General features: G+C 74.4%; 12 protein-coding genes and 1 riboswitch. Of the genes, 5 read left to right on the forward strand and 7 right to left on the reverse strand.

Annotated features, from left to right (window positions below; genetic code table 11):
* Nucleotides 1-19 precede the first annotated feature (19 nt).
* Nucleotides 20-1,453 carry an NAD(P)/FAD-dependent oxidoreductase gene (locus tag ACO229_RS17855; RefSeq protein ID WP_423462342.1) on the forward strand — a complete coding sequence of 478 codons (1,434 nt, stop codon included), beginning with the start codon at nucleotides 20-22 and terminating at the stop codon, nucleotides 1,451-1,453.
* 194 nt (nucleotides 1,454-1,647) lie between these two features.
* On the opposite strand, the gene purH is transcribed toward ACO229_RS17855, so the two are convergent.
* Together purH and ACO229_RS17865 are read right to left on the reverse strand one after the other, a co-directional pair.
* On the reverse strand, nucleotides 1,648-3,300 hold the full coding sequence (gene purH, locus ACO229_RS17860; protein WP_423462343.1) for a bifunctional phosphoribosylaminoimidazolecarboxamide formyltransferase/IMP cyclohydrolase: 1,653 nt from the start codon (nucleotides 3,298-3,300) through the stop codon (nucleotides 1,648-1,650).
* Nucleotides 3,301-3,334: 34 nt separating this feature from the next.
* Nucleotides 3,335-3,421, reverse strand: a riboswitch (ZMP/ZTP riboswitch).
* A 3-nt stretch (nucleotides 3,422-3,424) separates the two neighbouring features.
* Nucleotides 3,425-4,081, reverse strand: coding sequence for a TetR/AcrR family transcriptional regulator (locus tag ACO229_RS17865; RefSeq protein WP_423462344.1), 657 nt, complete (start codon nucleotides 4,079-4,081; stop codon nucleotides 3,425-3,427).
* A gap of 60 nt (nucleotides 4,082-4,141) precedes the next feature.
* Between ACO229_RS17865 and ACO229_RS17870 the strand changes: the two genes are divergently transcribed.
* Nucleotides 4,142-5,191, forward strand: coding sequence for an SDR family NAD(P)-dependent oxidoreductase (locus ACO229_RS17870; RefSeq protein WP_423462345.1), 1,050 nt, complete (start codon nucleotides 4,142-4,144; stop codon nucleotides 5,189-5,191).
* A gap of 12 nt (nucleotides 5,192-5,203) precedes the next feature.
* Here the strand turns inward: ACO229_RS17870 and ACO229_RS17875 are convergent, their stop codons facing one another.
* From ACO229_RS17875 to sucC, 5 genes are all read right to left on the reverse strand, one after another.
* Nucleotides 5,204-6,454 (reverse strand): MFS transporter, encoded by a 1,251-nt coding sequence (locus ACO229_RS17875; RefSeq protein WP_423462346.1) that lies wholly within the window; start codon nucleotides 6,452-6,454, stop codon nucleotides 5,204-5,206.
* Between the two features lie 306 nt (nucleotides 6,455-6,760).
* Nucleotides 6,761-7,405, reverse strand: a complete 645-nt coding sequence (gene purN / locus ACO229_RS17880; protein WP_423462347.1) for a phosphoribosylglycinamide formyltransferase — start codon at nucleotides 7,403-7,405, stop codon at nucleotides 6,761-6,763.
* 9 nt (nucleotides 7,406-7,414) lie between these two features.
* On the reverse strand, nucleotides 7,415-9,127 hold the full coding sequence (locus tag ACO229_RS17885) for a DUF6350 family protein (protein WP_423462348.1): 1,713 nt from the start codon (nucleotides 9,125-9,127) through the stop codon (nucleotides 7,415-7,417).
* A gap of 211 nt (nucleotides 9,128-9,338) precedes the next feature.
* A complete protein-coding gene (sucD, locus tag ACO229_RS17890; RefSeq protein ID WP_119139663.1) occupies nucleotides 9,339-10,235 on the reverse strand; it encodes a succinate--CoA ligase subunit alpha in 897 nt (298 codons plus the stop codon).
* Between the two features lie 39 nt (nucleotides 10,236-10,274).
* Complete coding sequence (gene sucC / locus ACO229_RS17895; RefSeq protein WP_397410481.1) at nucleotides 10,275-11,444, reverse strand: ADP-forming succinate--CoA ligase subunit beta; 1,170 nt, start codon at nucleotides 11,442-11,444, stop codon at nucleotides 10,275-10,277.
* A gap of 237 nt (nucleotides 11,445-11,681) precedes the next feature.
* Here sucC and ACO229_RS17900 point away from each other — a divergent pair, with 237 nt between their 5' ends.
* The 3 genes from ACO229_RS17900 to ACO229_RS17910 all read left to right on the forward strand — a co-directional run bounded on the left by ACO229_RS17900 (nucleotide 11,682) and on the right by ACO229_RS17910 (nucleotide 16,411).
* Nucleotides 11,682-11,891, forward strand: coding sequence for a helix-turn-helix domain-containing protein (locus ACO229_RS17900; RefSeq protein WP_397410479.1), 210 nt, complete (start codon nucleotides 11,682-11,684; stop codon nucleotides 11,889-11,891).
* Nucleotides 11,891-12,433 carry a Clp protease N-terminal domain-containing protein gene (locus ACO229_RS17905; protein WP_397431656.1) on the forward strand — a complete coding sequence of 181 codons (543 nt, stop codon included), beginning with the start codon at nucleotides 11,891-11,893 and terminating at the stop codon, nucleotides 12,431-12,433. The genes ACO229_RS17900 and ACO229_RS17905 overlap by 1 nt, the downstream gene beginning before the upstream one ends.
* Before the next feature lie 147 nt (nucleotides 12,434-12,580).
* The gene (locus ACO229_RS17910; protein WP_423462349.1) at nucleotides 12,581-16,411 is read left to right on the forward strand and encodes a S8 family peptidase; all 3,831 of its coding nucleotides are present in this window, start codon (nucleotides 12,581-12,583) and stop codon (nucleotides 16,409-16,411) included.
* Nucleotides 16,412-16,489 lie beyond the last annotated feature (78 nt).

Consider the following 16,489-nt stretch of genomic DNA (forward strand, 5'->3'; position numbering starts at 1 on the left):
GCGAGCTACCGTGAGGTCCATGCCGTCACCCTCAGCACAGGTCCCCAGCAGCGTCGTGGTCGTGGGTGCGGGGCTGGCGGGCGCGCAGACCGCCGCAGCCCTGCGCACGCACGGTTTCGAGGGGCACCTGACCGTACTCGGCGCCGAGGGCCTGCCGCCCTACGACCGGCCGCCCCTGTCCAAGGAGCTGTTCAAGCGCACCGAGCCGGTCTGGCTGGCCGACGACCTCGGCATCGACCTGCCCGCCCTCGCCGACGACCTGCGCCTCGCCGACCCGGCCGTCCGGCTCCGGGTGGACCGCGAGCACGTGGTCGTGCGGACGGCGTCGGGCGACGACGTCGAGGCCGACGCCGTGGTGCTCGCCTGCGGCAGCGCGCCGGTCCGCCCGGCGGGCTGGGACGCCGCCGTCACCCTGCACACCGCGGCCGACGCCGACCGGCTGCGCGCCGCACTCGTACCCGGCGCCCGGCTCGTGGTGGTCGGCGCGGGCTGGATCGGTGCCGAGATCGCAGGGGTCGCGGCGGGCGCCGGGGCGCGGGTCACGGTCGTGGAGGCGGGCCCGGTCCCGCTGGAGCGCCAGCTCGGCCGCCGGGTGGGCGGCCTGCTGACCCCCTGGTACGACGACGCCGGCGTCACCCTGCTCACCGACATCGCCGTCGACCAGGTGCTGGCCGGGCGGCAGGAGGGTGCGCCGGACGGTGCACGCGTGACCCTCGACGACGGCCGCGTGCTGGAGGCCGACCTGGTGCTGGCGGCCGTGGGCGCGCGTCCGGCGTCGGGCTGGCTGGCCGGTTCGCTGCCGCTCGAGTCCAACGGCGGCCTGCGGGTCAACCGGGCGGGCCGCTTCATGGGGCTGCACTCCCCCACGGACCCCGCCGGGCACCTGCACCTCGACGCGCTGCGGCGGGTGTGGGCCGTGGGTGATGTCGCCACCCGGGAGCACCCGGTGTTCGGCCCGGTGCCGGGCGGGCACTGGTCGGCCGCCCTGCACGACCCCGAGCCGACCGTCCGCGCGCTGCTCGGCCTGGACGAGCGCGCCGCCGAGCCGGAGCACGTACGCGCCCGGCTGGGTCTGGCCCCCGTCCCCGCGCACGCGCCGTACGTCTTCTCGCAGCAGCTCGGGCACGACCTGGCGCTGTTCGGCGCGCCGTCCCCGTTCGACGAGGTGGTGCTGCGCGGGGCGCCGCCGGCGCCCGGCGAGCCGGGGGCGGGCAGCGCCTCGGGCGGCAGCGCGGGCGGCTGGGCCGCGCTCTACCTGGAGCGCGCGCTGGACCGGCACCCCCGCCGCACCCCGGACGGCCACCGCGTGGCGACCGTCCGGGCGGTGCTGCTCGTCGACTCCCCCCGCGAGGTGGGGCAGGTACGCAAGCTGATGAACCGCAGCGTCCCGCTGGAGATCGACCTGGACCGCGCTCTGGACCCGGGCACGAAGCTCAAGGACGCCGTGCTCTGACCGTGCGGGTCGCTCCGGCAGCCGGATCTCCGCGCACGGCGGCGAGACGCTCCGGTAGGTCGCCAGGGACACCTACTCTCGCGAGCTTCGGTTGCTCTGCGTAGACGTTGTCTACACAGAGCAACCGAGCTCCGCGGGGCACCATGACCCGGCACCCCGATCGCGCCGGGCGCCGCGATGACCCTCTGTTGGCCTCAGTGCGCGAAGTGTCGCGTGCCCGTCAGGTACATCGTGATGCCGGCCGCCTCGGCGGCCTTGACCACCTCTTCGTCCCGGATCGACCCGCCCGGCTGCACGACGGCGGTGACCCCGGCGTCGAGCAGCACCTGGAGGCCGTCCGCGAACGGGAAGAAGGCGTCCGACGCCGCGACGGCACCCCGGGCGCGCTCGACCGGCCCGGACTCGCCGTCGGCCAGGGTGTTGGCACGCTCGACCGAGAGGCGGCACGAGTCCACGCGGTTCACCTGGCCCATGCCGATGCCGACGGCCGCGCCGTCCTTGGCCAGGAGGATCGCGTTCGACTTGGCGGCCCGCACCGCCTTCCACGCGAAGGCGAGGTCGGCGAGCACCTCGGGCGAGGCGGCCTCGCCGGTGGCCAGGGTCCAGTGCTCGGGGGCGTCGCCGTCGGCCTGGAACCGGTCGGTGGCCTGCATGAGCAGCCCGCCCGAGATGGGCCGGGTCTCGACGGCGGCGGCCGGTGCCTCCGGGACGACGAGCAGCCGGATGTTCTTCTTGGCCTGGAGGATCTCCAGCGCCTCCGGCTCGAAGCCGGGGGCGACGACGACCTCGGTGAACACCGGGGCGATCTGCCGCGCGGCGTCCGCGGTCACCGGGCGGTTGGCCGCGATCACGCCGCCGTAGGCGCTGACCGGGTCGGTCGCGTGCGCCTTCGCGTGCGCCTGTGCGATGTCCGCGCCCACGGCGATGCCGCACGGGTTGGCGTGCTTGATGATCGCGACGGCGGGGCCCTCGTGGTCCCAGGCGGCGCGCCACGCGGCGTCGGCGTCCACGTAGTTGTTGTAGCTCATGGCCTTGCCGTGCAGCTGCTCGGCCTGGGCCAGGCCCGTCACGCCGTCGCCGCGCGTGTACAGGGCGGCACGCTGGTGCGGGTTCTCGCCGTACCGGAGCACGTCCGAGCGGTCCCACGTGCCGCCGATCCAGGCCGGGAAGCCGGAGTGCTGCGGCTCGCCGTCGACCGTCACCTCGTCCGTGGGGGACACGACGCTGCCCATCCACGACGCGACGGCGACGTCGTACGTCGCGGTGTGCACGAAGGCCTGGGCCGCGAGCGCCTTGCGCTGCGCGTAGGTGAACCCGCCGGCCCGCACGGCGTCGACGACGGCCGGGTAGGCGGCCGGGTCGACGACCACGGCGACAGACGGGTGGTTCTTCGCCGCGGCGCGCACCATGGACGGGCCGCCGATGTCGATCTGCTCGACGACGGCGTCCGGCCCGGCGCCCGAGGCGACGGTGGCGGCGAACGGGTAGAGGTTCACGACGACGAGCTCGAACGGCGCGATGTCGAGCTGCGCGAGCTGGTCGAGGTGGTCCTGCTTGCGGGTGTCGGCCAGGATGCCGGCGTGCACGCGCGGGTGCAGCGTCTTGACGCGGCCCTCCAGGCACTCGGGGAAACCCGTGAGCTCCTCGACCGGGGTGACGGGGACGCCGGCGTCGGCGATCTTCGACGCGGTGGAGCCGGTCGAGACCAGCTCGACCCCCGCCTCGTGGAGCGCGGTGGCGAGCTCGATCAGGCCGGTCTTGTCGTAGACGCTCAGCAGGGCGCGCCGGACGGGGCGCTGCGAGTCGTCGGTGAGCTGGACGTCAGGGGTGGACGGGGCGCCGGACATGGCGGTTCTCCTCGCAAGGTAGCTTCGCGGAAAACCCTGGCACCCAGGCGGGCGGCGCGCATCACGGGTCGCTCGGCCGCTCCCCGGTGGTGACCCACCCTCGCCAGTCACGGCCACGGGCAGTCTACCGGTGGCCGCGCCCCGCCCCGCCGTGCGACGGGTCCGCGCCGTCCGGGGCCGGGATCCGTACCTCGAACCCCAGCAGCTCCCAGGCGCGCTCCGCCCGGCGCACCCGGGCGTCGCCGTCAGAGCCCGACAGCCCGCCCGCGACCATCGCGACGGCGAGCAGCAGGTCGTCCGGCGTCGTGCCGGCCGGTGCCGCGCCGGACGCGACGGCCTCGTCGAGCCGGGCACCCAGCACGGCGGCGACCCGGTCCCCCAGCGCGACCACCCGCCGGTCGGGCTCCCCCGAGCGGACCAGGTCCACGAACGCGACCGAGTCGACGGCGTGCCGCGTGACCAGCCCGAGGAGGTCCGGCAGGGCGACGCCGGTCGCGGCGAGCTCCTCGACCAGCACGACCTGCTCCTCGAAGACCGCCACCACCAGGTCCAGGCGCTCCGGGAAGTGCCGGTAGAGACTGCCCTGCCCCACGCCCGCCCGCTTGGCCACCGCGCTCAGCGGGGCGCCGGTCCCGGCGGTGCCGAAGACCTCGCGGGCCGCGGACAGCAGCGCCGCCCGGTTGCCCGCCGCGGCCCGGGGGCCGAGGTTGGGCGCGCCACCGCGCGCCGCGGACGTGCGAGGAACCGCGCCGCGTCGAGGGTCGCGAAGCACACCGGTCATGGCGCTATCCTAGATACCGGACAACGTTGTCCGGTATCGATCACGTTCGAGGAGCACACCATGGCACTGACCGTTCACTCCACCGTCGGCGAGTGGCTCGACCACCCTGTCGGCGGCCAGATCCTCGCCGGGCTCCTCGCACAGGGCGGCGCCACCCCGGACTCCCTGACGCCGGCCCGCGGCCTGCCGCTGGAACAGCTCGTCGCCCTGTCCGGGGGTGCGTTCCCCGCCGAGATGCTCGACGGCCTGATGGCCGCCTACCGGGAGGCCGCACCCGAGGAGGCCGGCGGGTCCGCGGACGCGGACGCCGAGCACGCCGCCACCGGCACGGCCGCGGGCTGGTCCGAGCGGATCACGCCCGGCCGGTTCGCCGGGCAGACCGTGGTCGTCACGGGCGCGGCCTCCGGCATCGGCCGGGCCGTCGCCTCCCGGGTGGCCCGCGAGGGCGGCCGCGTGATCGCCGCCGACATCTCCGCGGAGAAGCTCGACGACCTCGCGTCCACGCTGACCGACCTGCCCTCCGGGGCGCAGGTCGTGCCCGTGGCGGGCGACATCTCGGACGAGGGCGACGTCGCCCGGATCGTCGCCGCCGCGGACGGCCGCGTGGACGCGCTGGCCAACGTCGCCGGGATCATGGACGACATGTCGGCGGTCCACGAGGTCAGCGACGCCCTGTGGGAGCGGGTGCTGCGCGTGAACCTGGAGGGCACGATGCGGCTCACCCGCGCCGTCGTGCCGGGCATGCTGGCGGCCGGCCAGGGCCGCATCGTCAACGTCACCTCGGAGGCCGGGCTGCGGGGCTCCGCGGCCGGCGCGGCCTACACCGCCTCCAAGCACGCGGTGGTCGGGCTGACCAGGTCGAACGCCGTGATGTACGCCAAGCACGGCATCCGCACCAACGCCGTGGCGCCCGGCGGCGTCGCCACGGGCATCCCCGTGCCCGGCCAGGCGGAGTTCGGCGCGGCGGTGCTGCGCCCGCACCAGGTCAACATCCTGAGCCTCGCGATGGCCGAGGAGCTCGCGGCGACGATCACGTTCCTCCTGTCGCAGGACTCCGTGAACCTCAACGGCGCGATCGTCGCGGCGGACGGCGGTTGGTCCGCCGTCTGAGCGGAGCGGCCGTCAGGTGGCCGACGGCGTCCGCGCCGCCGGCCATTCGATCGCATCGGCGGCCCAGGTGTCCGGCGTGCCGATCCGCATCAGCGGACGGGTAAGGGCAAGGGCCACGAGCACGATCAGCACGGCGCCCGTCATCACCCAGAGCGTGCCGCCGATCCCCCAGCCCTCCAGCAGCGCGCTGCCGAGCACGGGAGCGGCGGGCGCGGCGATCAGCCCGGTCAGCCCGAGCAGCGACGTGGCGCGGCCCATCATGCGGTCCGGGATGATCACCGTGAGGTAGCCGGTGAAGCCCGCGTTGAGCGCCGGGTACAGGAACACGCCGACGGCGAGCATCGCGACGAACACCCAGTACGTCGGCGCCAGCGCCATGACGGCGAGCGCGACGGCGAGCAGCCCGATGGTCAGCACACCGAGCCGGCCTACCCGCGCGCGCCGCACGATCGGGCCCGCGACGACGGCGCCTGCCAGCATGCTGATCCCCGCGCACGCGTCGACCAGACCGATGAGGCGCGGGTCGGTGCCGGTGCGCACCAGCTCCAGGTTGACGGCCACGACCAGCGCGATCGAGGTCAGGTTCAGCAGCGTGATGAGCGCGAGCACCGCCCGGAACAGCGGCACCCGGCCCACGAACCGCAGCCCCTCGCGCAGATCGGCCAGCGGGTGCGTCGCACCCGTGCGCTCCTCGCCCAGCGGGCGGCGCACGAACGAGACCGCCACCAGCTCGATCGCGTGCCCCACCACGGACGCCGTGAACGGCAGCACGTGCGCCATGCCGTACAGGAAGCCGCCGACGGGCCCGGCGAACAGGGCGACGGCCGCCATCCGCCCCTGGTTGACGGCCATCGCGTCCGCCATCTGCGCGGCTGGCACGACGGCGCGCAGCGCCCCGCCCGACGCCGGGTTCACGAACGCGCTCACCGTCGAGGAGCCGAACAGCACCAGCGCCAGGTGCCAGGCGCCCAGGGTGCCCGCGACACCAGCGACGAGGACGGTTGCCCACAGGGCAGCACCCGTCGCCGCTGCGACCACCAGCAGCAGCCGACGGTTGACCCGGTCGGCCACCACGCCGGCCGGCAGCGTCGCCAGCAGGGCACCCACCTGCCCGACGCCGCTGATCAGCCCGGCCTGACCCACCGACCCCGTGACCTCGAAGGCGAGCAGCGGGATCGCGAACGTCCCGACGCCGGCGCCGATCGCCTGCGCGAACCGTCCCGTCGTGAGCAGCAGGTAGGCCGCGTTCCGGCGGAGCGGCACGTCCGAGGATCCGGCGGACGGCGAACCGGCGGCCGGCGACGCAGAGTCCGACGACGCGGCCCCCGGAAGCGCGGCCCCCGGAGACACGGCCCCCGGAGACACGGCGTCCGGGGAGGGCGCGCGCCGCGGCGGAGGATCTGTCGGTGGGCGATTGGCCGAGGTCTCGACGGTCACGCGGCACAACGTAGCGGTCACGCGTGTCGAGCGGGTGAAATGTCCGCGATGCTGGCCCGAGAGCGCGGACAGGACGCACGCGCGCTCACTCGATCGGCTGCGTCCACCGCCGCGGAGGCAAGAGCCCGGCGGTCAGCGGCCGATCGTCGCCCGGCGGCCCGTGACGTACAGGCCCTCGCGGGCCACGCGGCGCACGGTCTCGACGAGCAGGGCCCGCTCGGCGGTCTTGATGCGCTCGGTCAGGGTGGGCTCGTCGTCATCCTCGTGCACGGGCACGGCGGTCTGGGCGATGATCGGGCCGGTGTCCACGCCGTCGTCCACCAGGTGCACCGTGCTGCCGGTGATCTTGACGCCGTGCGCGAGCGCGTCACGCACGCCGTGCGCGCCGGGGAAGCTGGGGAGCAGCGCGGGGTGCGTGTTGAGCATGCGCCCCTCGAACTTGCGCACGACGTCCGGTGCCAGGATGCGCATGAACCCGGCGAGGACCACGTAGTCGGGCTGGAACACGGAGATCGCCTCGAGCACACCGGTGTTCCATGCCGTCCGGTCCTCGAAGTCCTTCATGGCCACCACGGCCGAGGCCACACCGGCATCCCGGGCCAGGTCCAGCGCGCCCGCGGACGGACGATCTGACACGACGCCGACGACGCGCGCGCCGTAGGCGGGGTCGCCGTGCGCGGCCAGCAGCGCACCGAGGTTGGACCCGCCGCCGGAGGCGAGCACCACCAGGCGCTTGGCGGAACTGGACTCGACGGGGTGACCGGAGGGCGTCTGCACGCCCCCAGCCTACTTTCCCCGGTGGGCTCCGGAGGCTCCGCCGGAGTCCTCGGCCGCACCCAGGTCGACGTGCGCACCCGGCTCGCGTGAGACGTCCCACGCGCGGCCGGGGTCGCCGAGGACCTCGCCGCCGACGGGCTCGGGCTCGTCCGGCGACGCCTCGAGACCGAGCTCAGCCGCGAGGTCCGGCACCGGGCGTCCCGGCGTCCGCTCACCGCCGCCAGGCCCGGCCGCGTCAGCCGCGTCCAGCTCCTCCGCGCCCAGCCCCGCCACGTCCAGCCCCGCCGCGCCCAGCCCCGCCACGTCCAGCCCGTCCCGGCCGGCGTCCGACCCGTCCTCACCGGCGTCGGACCGCACGGGGGCCGGGCGGCGCAGCCACGTCACCAGGTCCTCCCCGATCTCACCGCGCCGTGACACCACGTCGAGCTTGGCGCCGAGCAGCACGGCGGCCGCTCCCCCGGCCACCTCGGCCGACACCAACCCTGCCGTCACGAGGGGCTGCGCACCGACGACGGCGAGCCGGCCCGGACCGCCGGCCCCCGCCGCGACCCACTGCCCCAGCAGCACGAGCACGCCCGGGGTCAGGACCGTGCCGGCCAGCACCCAGCCGACGTCGGGCCAGCGGACCAGGGACGGCTCCAGCCGCCGCCAGGCGAACAGCCCCGCCACGACGCCGCACGCGACCACCAGCACCGGCGACCAGGCGCTCACCGCGTTGGCCCAGTCCGCCCCCGGCAGGGCACCGAGGAGCGGGATCGCCGGCAGCGGGCCGGAGACCGTGCCGTACGGGGTGAAGCTCGTCCCCGCGCCGATCGCGAACCCCGGGCCCGCGAGCCACGACACCGCCCACAGCACGAGGTTCGGCAGCAGGGCGAGCTGCGCCACGGCGAGCACCACGCCCCCGGCCCAGCCGGGTTCGAGCGCGGTGATGATGTCCGACGACGTCGCGCGCCCCGCCACCGCCCAGGCCACCACGAGCAGCGCGGCGCCCCCCACGAGCGCAGCGGTCACGACCGCACCCGCGCGCAGGCCGAGCCGGAACGTCGGGGGCACGAGGTCGAGGCCGGTGAGCCGCAACGCCAGGGCCTCGGTCCGCTCGCCGATCTCGGCCGGGGCGGGAGCGTCCGGGCGGGCCAGGATGCCGAGCCCCGTACCGAGCCCGCCCACGACCAGGCCGGCCACCGCGGCCACGGGGAGCGACCAGCCGGGCGCGCTCCCGGCGAACGCCGCGACCGCCACGGTGCACAGCGCGTAGGTCACGGCACCGGCGACCCACGCGCGGACGGAGGTCGCGGCGAACCGCTTGGCCGACACGTAGACGGCGAACAGCGCGAGCGCCGTGATGCCGAGCGGCGCCAGGGAGAGGGTGACCTCACCGGTGGTGAGCGGTACACCGTGGCCCAGCAGCCAGATGCCCATCGCGACGTCGACGGCGGAGCGCACGTGGACGGCGTCGTCGGCCGCACCGGAGGGTGCCGCCTGCGCTGCCGTGCCGACGAGGTAGGCGACCACCGCCGGGAGCACCACGACGGCGAGGGAGAGGACGAGCGCCTGCCCCGCGGCGAGGACGCCGACGACGACGTCGGACAGGCCCGACGACGCGGCTGCCGCGGGCGGCTCGTCGACGAGCCGGCTGCGTCGGGCGGCCGGCCGGCTCGCCGGACGGCTCGTCCGGGCACCCGGGGTGCGGGATGCCGTGCTCGTGCGGGGTGGTGCGCTCACGGCCCCATCTTCACCCGCTGGTTGCTGTCACACCGGGGACCTGGCTCGGCGTGGCCCGGGTGAACTTGCCGGAAAATCACTGCCGAGCATGGTGCCGGCGGTGTGTTCTGCGGTAAAAGACCCGGTTCGCGGCCCCGAACGCGCCGAGGCCCCTCCTTCCGGACGGTTCCGGAGCGAGGGGCCTCGACGTGGCGTGCTCAGCCGGGTGGCGTCAGAGCGACTGCAGGATCTCGCGCATGAGGTCGGCGGTCTCGGACGGCGTCTTGCCGACCTTGACGCCGACGGCCTCGAGGGCCTCCTTCTTCGCCGCGGCAGTGCCGGACGAGCCGGACACGATCGCGCCCGCGTGGCCCATCGTCTTGCCCTCGGGGGCGGTGAAGCCCGCGACGTAGCCGACGACCGGCTTGGTGACGTGCTCCTTGATGTACGCGGCGGCACGCTCCTCGGCGTCGCCGCCGATCTCGCCGATCATCACGATCGCCTTGGTCTCCGGGTCGTTCTCGAAGGCCTCGAGCGCGTCGATGTGCGTGGTGCCGACGATCGGGTCGCCGCCGATGCCGATGGCGGTCGAGAAGCCGAAGTCCTTCAGCTCGTACATCATCTGGTAGGTCAGCGTGCCCGACTTCGACACGAGACCGATCGGGCCCTTGCCCGTGATGGTGTGCGGCGTGATGCCGGCGAGCGACTCGCCCGGGGTGATGATGCCGGGGCAGTTCGGCCCGATCATCCGGGTCTCCTTGCCCTGCAGGTACGACCACACCTCGGCGGTGTCCTGCACCGGCACGCCCTCGGTGATGACCACGAGCAGGCCGATGCCCGCGTCGATGGCCTCGATGGCGGCGTCCTTGGTGAAGGCCGGCGGCACGAAGACGACGGAGACGTCCGCGCCGGTCTCGGCCATGGCCTCCTTGACGGTGCCGAACACGGGCAGCGTCACGTCGTTGCCCGCCTGGTCCTTGTGCGTCACCGTGGTGCCGGCCTTGCGGGCGTTCACACCGCCGACGATCTGCGCGCCGGAGTCCAGCATCAGGGCGGTGTGCTTGGCACCCATGCCACCCGTGATGCCCTGGACGATGATCTTCGAGTCCTGGTTCAGGTAGATCGACATTGTCTTCTTGTCTCTGCTTTCGACGTCTTCAGCGGGCGATCAGGCGGCGGCAGCCTTGGCGGCGGCAAGGTCGGCGCCGCCGTCCATGGTGTCGGCGAGGGTGACGAGCGGGTGGTTGCGCTCGTTCAGGATCTGGCGGCCGAGCTCGACGTTGTTGCCGTCGAGGCGGACGACCAGCGGCTTGGACGCCTCGTCACCGAGGATGTCCAGCGCGCCCACGATGCCGTTGGCGACCTCGTCGCAGGCGGTGATGCCGCCGAAGACGTTCACGAAGACCGACTTGACCTGCGCGTCGTTCAGGATCACATCGAGACCGTTCGCCATGACCTGGGCGTTGGCGCCGCCACCGATGTCGAGGAAGTTGGCGGGCTTGACGCCGCCGTGCTTCTCGCCGGCGTAGGCGACGACGTCGAGGGTGGACATGACCAGACCGGCGCCGTTGCCGATGATGCCGACCTCGCCGTCGAGCTTGACGTAGTTGAGGTCGTTCTCCTTTGCCTTCGCCTCCAGCGGGTCGGCCGCGGCGGAGTCCTCGAGCTCGGCGTGCTCCGGGTGCCGGAAGCCCGCGTTCTCGTCGAGGGTGACCTTGCCGTCCAGCGCCACGATGTCGCCGTCCTCGGTGCGGACCAGCGGGTTCACCTCGACCAGCGTGGCGTCCTCGGCCTTGAAGACCGTCCAGAGCTGCTGGATGACGGCGGCGACCTTGCCCTTGAGCTCCTCGGCGAAGCCCGCGGCGTCCACGATCTCGGCGGCCTTGGCCTCGTCGATGCCGACGGCCGGGTCGACGGCGATGCGGGCCAGCGCCTCAGGACGCTCGACGGCGAGCTGCTCGATCTCCATGCCGCCCTCGACGGAGCACATGGCGAGGTAGTTGCGGTTGGACCGGTCCAGGAGCACCGAGAAGTAGAACTCCTCGGCGATCTTGGCGCCCTGGGCGATCATCACGCGGTGCACCGTGTGGCCCTTGATGTCCATGCCGAGGATCTCGGAGGCCTTCTCAGCGGCCTCCTCGGGCGAGTGGGCCAGCTTGACGCCGCCCGCCTTGCCACGACCACCGGTCTTGACCTGGGCCTTCACGACGACAGTACCGCCGCCCAGCTTCTCGGCGCCTTCGCGAGCCTCCTCGGGGGTCGTCGCGACAACCCCGCCCAGCACGGGCACGCCGTGCTTCTCGAAGATGTCGCGCGCCTGGTATTCGAACAGGTCCACCCTGCTGCGTCCTTCCATCGGGATGCGGCTCGGACGTCGTATCGCCCGGAGCCCGGCTGAAGCGATGTCTCGACGTCAAGACATCCCCGTACAGAGTAGCCCTGGATTGCTTGTGCTTCCGAACGAGAGCGGCGGTATTCCGGGCCTCTTCGGCACAGACGTGTGGCACACGTCTCGATCGCGGAGATTCGTCAACCAGGGTTGACACCGTGCAGTGTTGTCAACCATAGTTGACACATGAACCAGCAAGCACTCGTCGCGTCCGCCGCCGGGGACGACCCCGCCCAGGGGCTGCGCGCCGTCCGGGCCCTGCGTGAGCTGGCCGACCGCCTCGAGACGCTCCAGGTGGAGCGGGCGCGGCGGCTCGGCTGGTCGTGGCAGGAGATCGCCGAGGCCCTCGGCGTCTCGCGGCAGGCGGTCCACAAGAAGCACAACAGGAGGATCTGATGTTCGAGAGGTTCACCAAGGACGCCCGCGCCGCCGTCGTCGACGCCCAGCAGGTGGCCCGGGACGCGCACAGCGAGCAGATCGACACCCGTCACCTGCTCGTCGCCCTCGCCTCGGCCCCGGGTCCGGCCCGCACCGCGCTGTCCGACGGCGGCGTGGACGTCGGCGGGCTCGTCGACCGCACCCGCGCGGACATCGCCGCCGGCGACGAGCTCGACCCCGGCGCGCTGGCCGCCGTGGGCATCGACCTGGACGAGGTGACGCGCCGCACGGAGGAGACCTTCGGCGAGGGTGCGCTCGCCCGGGCGGGCCGCGTGCTGCGCGGGCGGCGCAAGCACATCCCCTTCACACCGGACGCGAAGAAGTCGCTGGAGCTCGCGCTCCGCGAGGCGATCCGGCTGGGCTCGAAGGAGATCCACGGCGGGCACCTGCTGCTCGGCCTCACCCGCGCCGACTCCCCCGCGCGGCGCGTCCTGGTCGACGCCGGCGCCGACGTCGACCAGGTCCGGCAGCGCGCCGAGGGTGGTGCGCAGGCCGCCTGACCCGGGGTGCGGCACGGCCCGTCGTGGCCGGGTCGTGTCAGATGACCGGTGTCGGCCACCGAACCGGCGTCCTCGTTACACCCGCGAAACCCAGCGCGCGGCACCCGGCGGATAGGAAAAGGAACACCACTGTCGAAAGGGACATCCGTGTTCACCTTCTCCACCCGTGCCCGGGCCCTGGTCGCCGCCGGCGTCACAGCGGCCCTGGCCGTCGGGGCCGCGTCGGCGTCCGCCGCGACGCCCGCGCGCCCCGGCGGTCCGGTCCCCCCGGACCGGACCGCCACCGCGCTCCCGCCATCGGCGGCAGGATCGCGCAGCGTCACCCTGATCACCGGCGACACCGTCACCGTCGCCACGGCCGCCGACGGCACGACCGTCACGACGGTCGCCGGACCCGGCGGGACGACGTCGTCCTACCACCGCACCGAGCGCGACGGCAGCACCTACGTCTACCCGGACGCCGCACTGTCGTACGTCACGGCCGGTGTGCTCGACGACCGCCTGTTCAACGTCACGGAGCTGCTCGCGAACGGCTACGACGACGCGAGCAGCGACTCCCTGCCGCTCATCGTCCGCTACACCGACGACGCGGCCCGGTCCCGCGGCACGACGCCACCCGCCGGCGCCGACGTCGTGCGGCCGCTGCCGAGCCTGGACGGCGCCGCCGTCGAGCAGGACCGCGACGAGGCGGCCGCGTTCTGGTCCGGCCTGACCGGCGACGGGGCGTCTGGCGACGGCGTGCCTGGCGACGGGGACTCCGGCGACGGGGACTCCGCCCGTCGGGGCGGTGAGCCCGCGTTCGCGGGCGGTATCGAGAAGATCTGGCTCGACGGCCCGGTCACGGCCGACCTCGCGGAGTCCACGGCGCAGATCGGCGCGCCCGAGCTGTGGGCCGCGGGCAACACCGGTGCGGGCGTGGACGTGGCCGTGCTCGACACGGGCATCGACCCCACCCACCCCGACCTGGCCGACCAGGTCGCCGCGAGCGCCAACTTCGTGACGAGCGAGGACTACGTCGAGGACTACCAGGGGCACGGCACGCACGTCGCGTCGACCATCGCGGGCACCGGGGCCGCCTCCGACGGGCTCGAGCGGGGCGTCGCCCCGGGCGCGCGGCTGCACGTGGGCCGCGTGCTCGACAGCAACGGCCGCGGTCTGGAGTCCTGGATCATCGCCGGCATGGAGTGGGCCGCGCGGGACCAGGACGCCCGGATCGTCAGCATGAGCCTCGGCGGCGCCCCCGCCGGCGCGGACGACCCGATGGCGACAGCCCTGAACGAGCTCACCGCCGAGACGGGCGCCCTGTTCGTGACGGCCGCTGGCAACGACGGTCCGCGCTCCATCAGCACCCCGGCCCTGGCCGACTCGGCCCTCGCCGTGGGCGCCGTGGACGCGACCGACACGCTGGCGGACTTCTCCAGCACCGGCCCGGCGCTCGACGGCGGGATCAAGCCCGAGGTCACCGCGCCCGGCGTCGACGTGCTCGCCGCCCGGTCGCAGCTCGTGCGCGGGTCGGGGATGTACACGACGATGAGCGGCACCTCCATGGCCACCCCGCACGTAGCGGGTACCGCGGCCCTGGTCGCGGCGGCGCACCCGGACTGGACGGCCGAGCAGATCAAGGAGGCGATCGTCAGCACGGCCGTGCCGACCCCCGCCTACACCGCCTACGAGGCCGGCAGCGGACGGATCGACGCGCCGGCTGCCGTGGCCGCGGAGGTCTTCGGTACCGCGAGCGCCGGGTTCGGCTTCCACCCCTGGGGCTCGGACGTGGACGAGCCGGTGTCGAAGCCGATCACGTACACCAACCTGGGTGACGCACCCGTCGAGCTCGGCCTCGCGGTGGACGGCGGGGTGGACGGCGGGGTGGACGGCGCCCTCCCGCAGGGGTTCCTGACGCTGTCGGCGGCCGCCGTGACGGTGCCCGCGGGCGGCACGGCGTCGGTGACGCTCACGGCCGACCTCTCGCTGCTGCCCGCGGAGGCGGACCTCAGCGCGACGGTCGTCGCGACAGACGGCAGCGGCGCGGTCCGCGCGCGGACGCTCACGGGCGCGAGCCGCGAGGGCCAGCGCCAGGAGCTGACCGTCACCGTGCTCGGCGACGACGGGCGCCCCGCCACGGGCAAGCTGCTCGTGACGTCCGACGACATCTTCGCCGGTGCCGACCTGGACGAGACGGGCACGGCCGTGCTGCGGCTCCCGGTGGACAGCTACAGCGGCTGGCTCTCGGTCGACGTCGAGGGCGCGAACGGGCCGGGGTCGCTCGGCACCGCGCTGCTGAGCTTCGTGGACGTGGACCTGAGCCAGGACCGCTCGGTCGTGCTGGACGCACGCAAGGCGGTCCAGGTGCGGGCCGAGGTGCCGCAGGAGACCGACCCGGCCTCGATGCGCCTGGACGTGATGCGGCAGTTCCCGAACGGCGGCTACACGGCGAGCTCGATGTTCCCCGCGGGTGAGTACGACAGCCTGTGGGCGCTGCCGACGGGCAAGAAGGTGACCGAGGGCCTGTTCGAGTTCGGGACCCAGTTCCGCCTGGAGCAGCCGGCGCTGACGGTCGGGGGCGCCCGCCCCGGGTTCGCCAGCCTCGACGACCTGCGGGTCAAGCGGGGCGCCGAACCGCTGCCGGCGGGGACGCGCACGTTCCGGGTGGTCGAGGCCACCGGCCTCGCGGACCTCGCGGACCGTGCCCGGCAGGCGGGGCACGGCGGGACCGGACCGGGCCTCCGGGGCACCGCCGTCGTCGTACGGGCCGCCGGGACCGACGAGATCGCACCGCTCGCCCAGGCCGCGGCCGACGCCGGGGCGCGGCTGCTGCTCGTGGTGCACGACGGTGCCGGGCGCCTGACCCCGTGGGACGAGTCCCCGTGGATCCCGGGCGAGCCGGCGCCGCTGACGGTCGCCACGCTCACGTCCGGGCAGGGAGCCGAGCTGCTCCGGTCCCTGGACCGGCACCGGCCCGAGGTCACGGTCACGTCCCACCCCACGACGGACTACACGTACGACGTCGTGCACCACTGGACCGGCGCCGTGCCGGCCCGGCCCACATGGACCTCGACGCGGCGTGACCTGGCGCGGGTGGACATGTCGTTCCGCCACCACCGGCAGGGTCCGGCGCTGGAGGCCCGGTTCGACGTCTGGCACGGGTGGACGGCGGGCAACCAGCTCGTCGCACCCGCGCAGGGTGAGCGGACCGACTGGGTCACCGCCGACGTGCCGTGGACGCAGAGCGCGTACCTGCCGGGCGAGATGGGGCAGTCGTCGGCCGAGGTGCTGCGGTACGCGGCCCGCTCGACCAGCGACGTGACCTGGTTCGGCCCGGTCCTGCGCCCGCGCATGGGGGCCCTCGACTCGCAGCCGGTGCGCTACCTGGACCAGATGTACGTGCCGGTTCCGGGCTGGGGTGACTCGGGCGGCGGGCACATCGGCAGCACCGGCGGCGGGAACTTCGACGTCCGCAACCGGGCCACGCTCTACCAGGGCGACACGGAGCTCCTGTGGAGCAACGCGGAGTTCCTGCCGGTGAACGGCGGCCTGCCCGCCGAGGAGCTGCCGTACCGCGTGGTGGTCGACAACGACCGTGCCGCCTGGTCCGGCCCGTACTCGACGCACACGCTCACCGAGTGGACCTTCACGTCGGGGGCGAGCGGGCCGGAGGCCGCCGAGCCGCTCCCGCTGATCCAGCTCGACTACGACGTGGACACCGACACCGCGGGACGTGCCGCGCGCACCGCCCGCCTGGCGGTGACGCCGTCGCACCTGCCCGGGATCGAGGCCACGGTGGGCCGGCCCACGGTCGAGGTGTCGTACGACGACGGGGCCACCTGGCGCCGGCTCGACCTCACGCGGGACCGTGGTGCCTGGTCGGCCCGCCTGGCGGCTCCGCGGGGCGCGCAGTTCGCGACCCTGCGGACCACGGTCGAGGACAGCGCCGGCAGCTCGGTGTCCCAGACCCTGACCCGGGCGTTCGGGCTGCGCTGACGCGCGGGGCGCGGCGGCGTGCGGCCGGCGCGGTGCGGCGCGGTGCGGCGCAGCGCGTGCGGCGCGGCGGCGCAGCGC

It is taken from the genome of Promicromonospora sp. MS192, from assembly GCF_049532985.1.
Taxonomy (GTDB): Bacteria; Actinomycetota; Actinomycetes; order Actinomycetales; family Cellulomonadaceae; genus Promicromonospora.

Coding starts and splice junctions, on each gene's coding strand:
- purH (WP_423462343.1), bottom strand. CDS start 3,300: ATGTCCGGCGCCCCGTCCACCCCTGACGTCCAGCTCACCGACGACTCG.
- ACO229_RS17865 (WP_423462344.1), bottom strand. CDS start 4,081: ATGACCGGTGTGCTTCGCGACCCTCGACGCGGCGCGGTTCCTCGCACG.
- ACO229_RS17855 (WP_423462342.1), top strand. CDS start 20: ATGCCGTCACCCTCAGCACAGGTCCCCAGCAGCGTCGTGGTCGTGGGT.
- ACO229_RS17905 (WP_397431656.1), top strand. CDS start 11,891: ATGTTCGAGAGGTTCACCAAGGACGCCCGCGCCGCCGTCGTCGACGCC.
- sucD (WP_119139663.1), bottom strand. CDS start 10,235: ATGTCGATCTACCTGAACCAGGACTCGAAGATCATCGTCCAGGGCATC.
- ACO229_RS17900 (WP_397410479.1), top strand. CDS start 11,682: ATGAACCAGCAAGCACTCGTCGCGTCCGCCGCCGGGGACGACCCCGCC.
- ACO229_RS17870 (WP_423462345.1), top strand. CDS start 4,142: ATGGCACTGACCGTTCACTCCACCGTCGGCGAGTGGCTCGACCACCCT.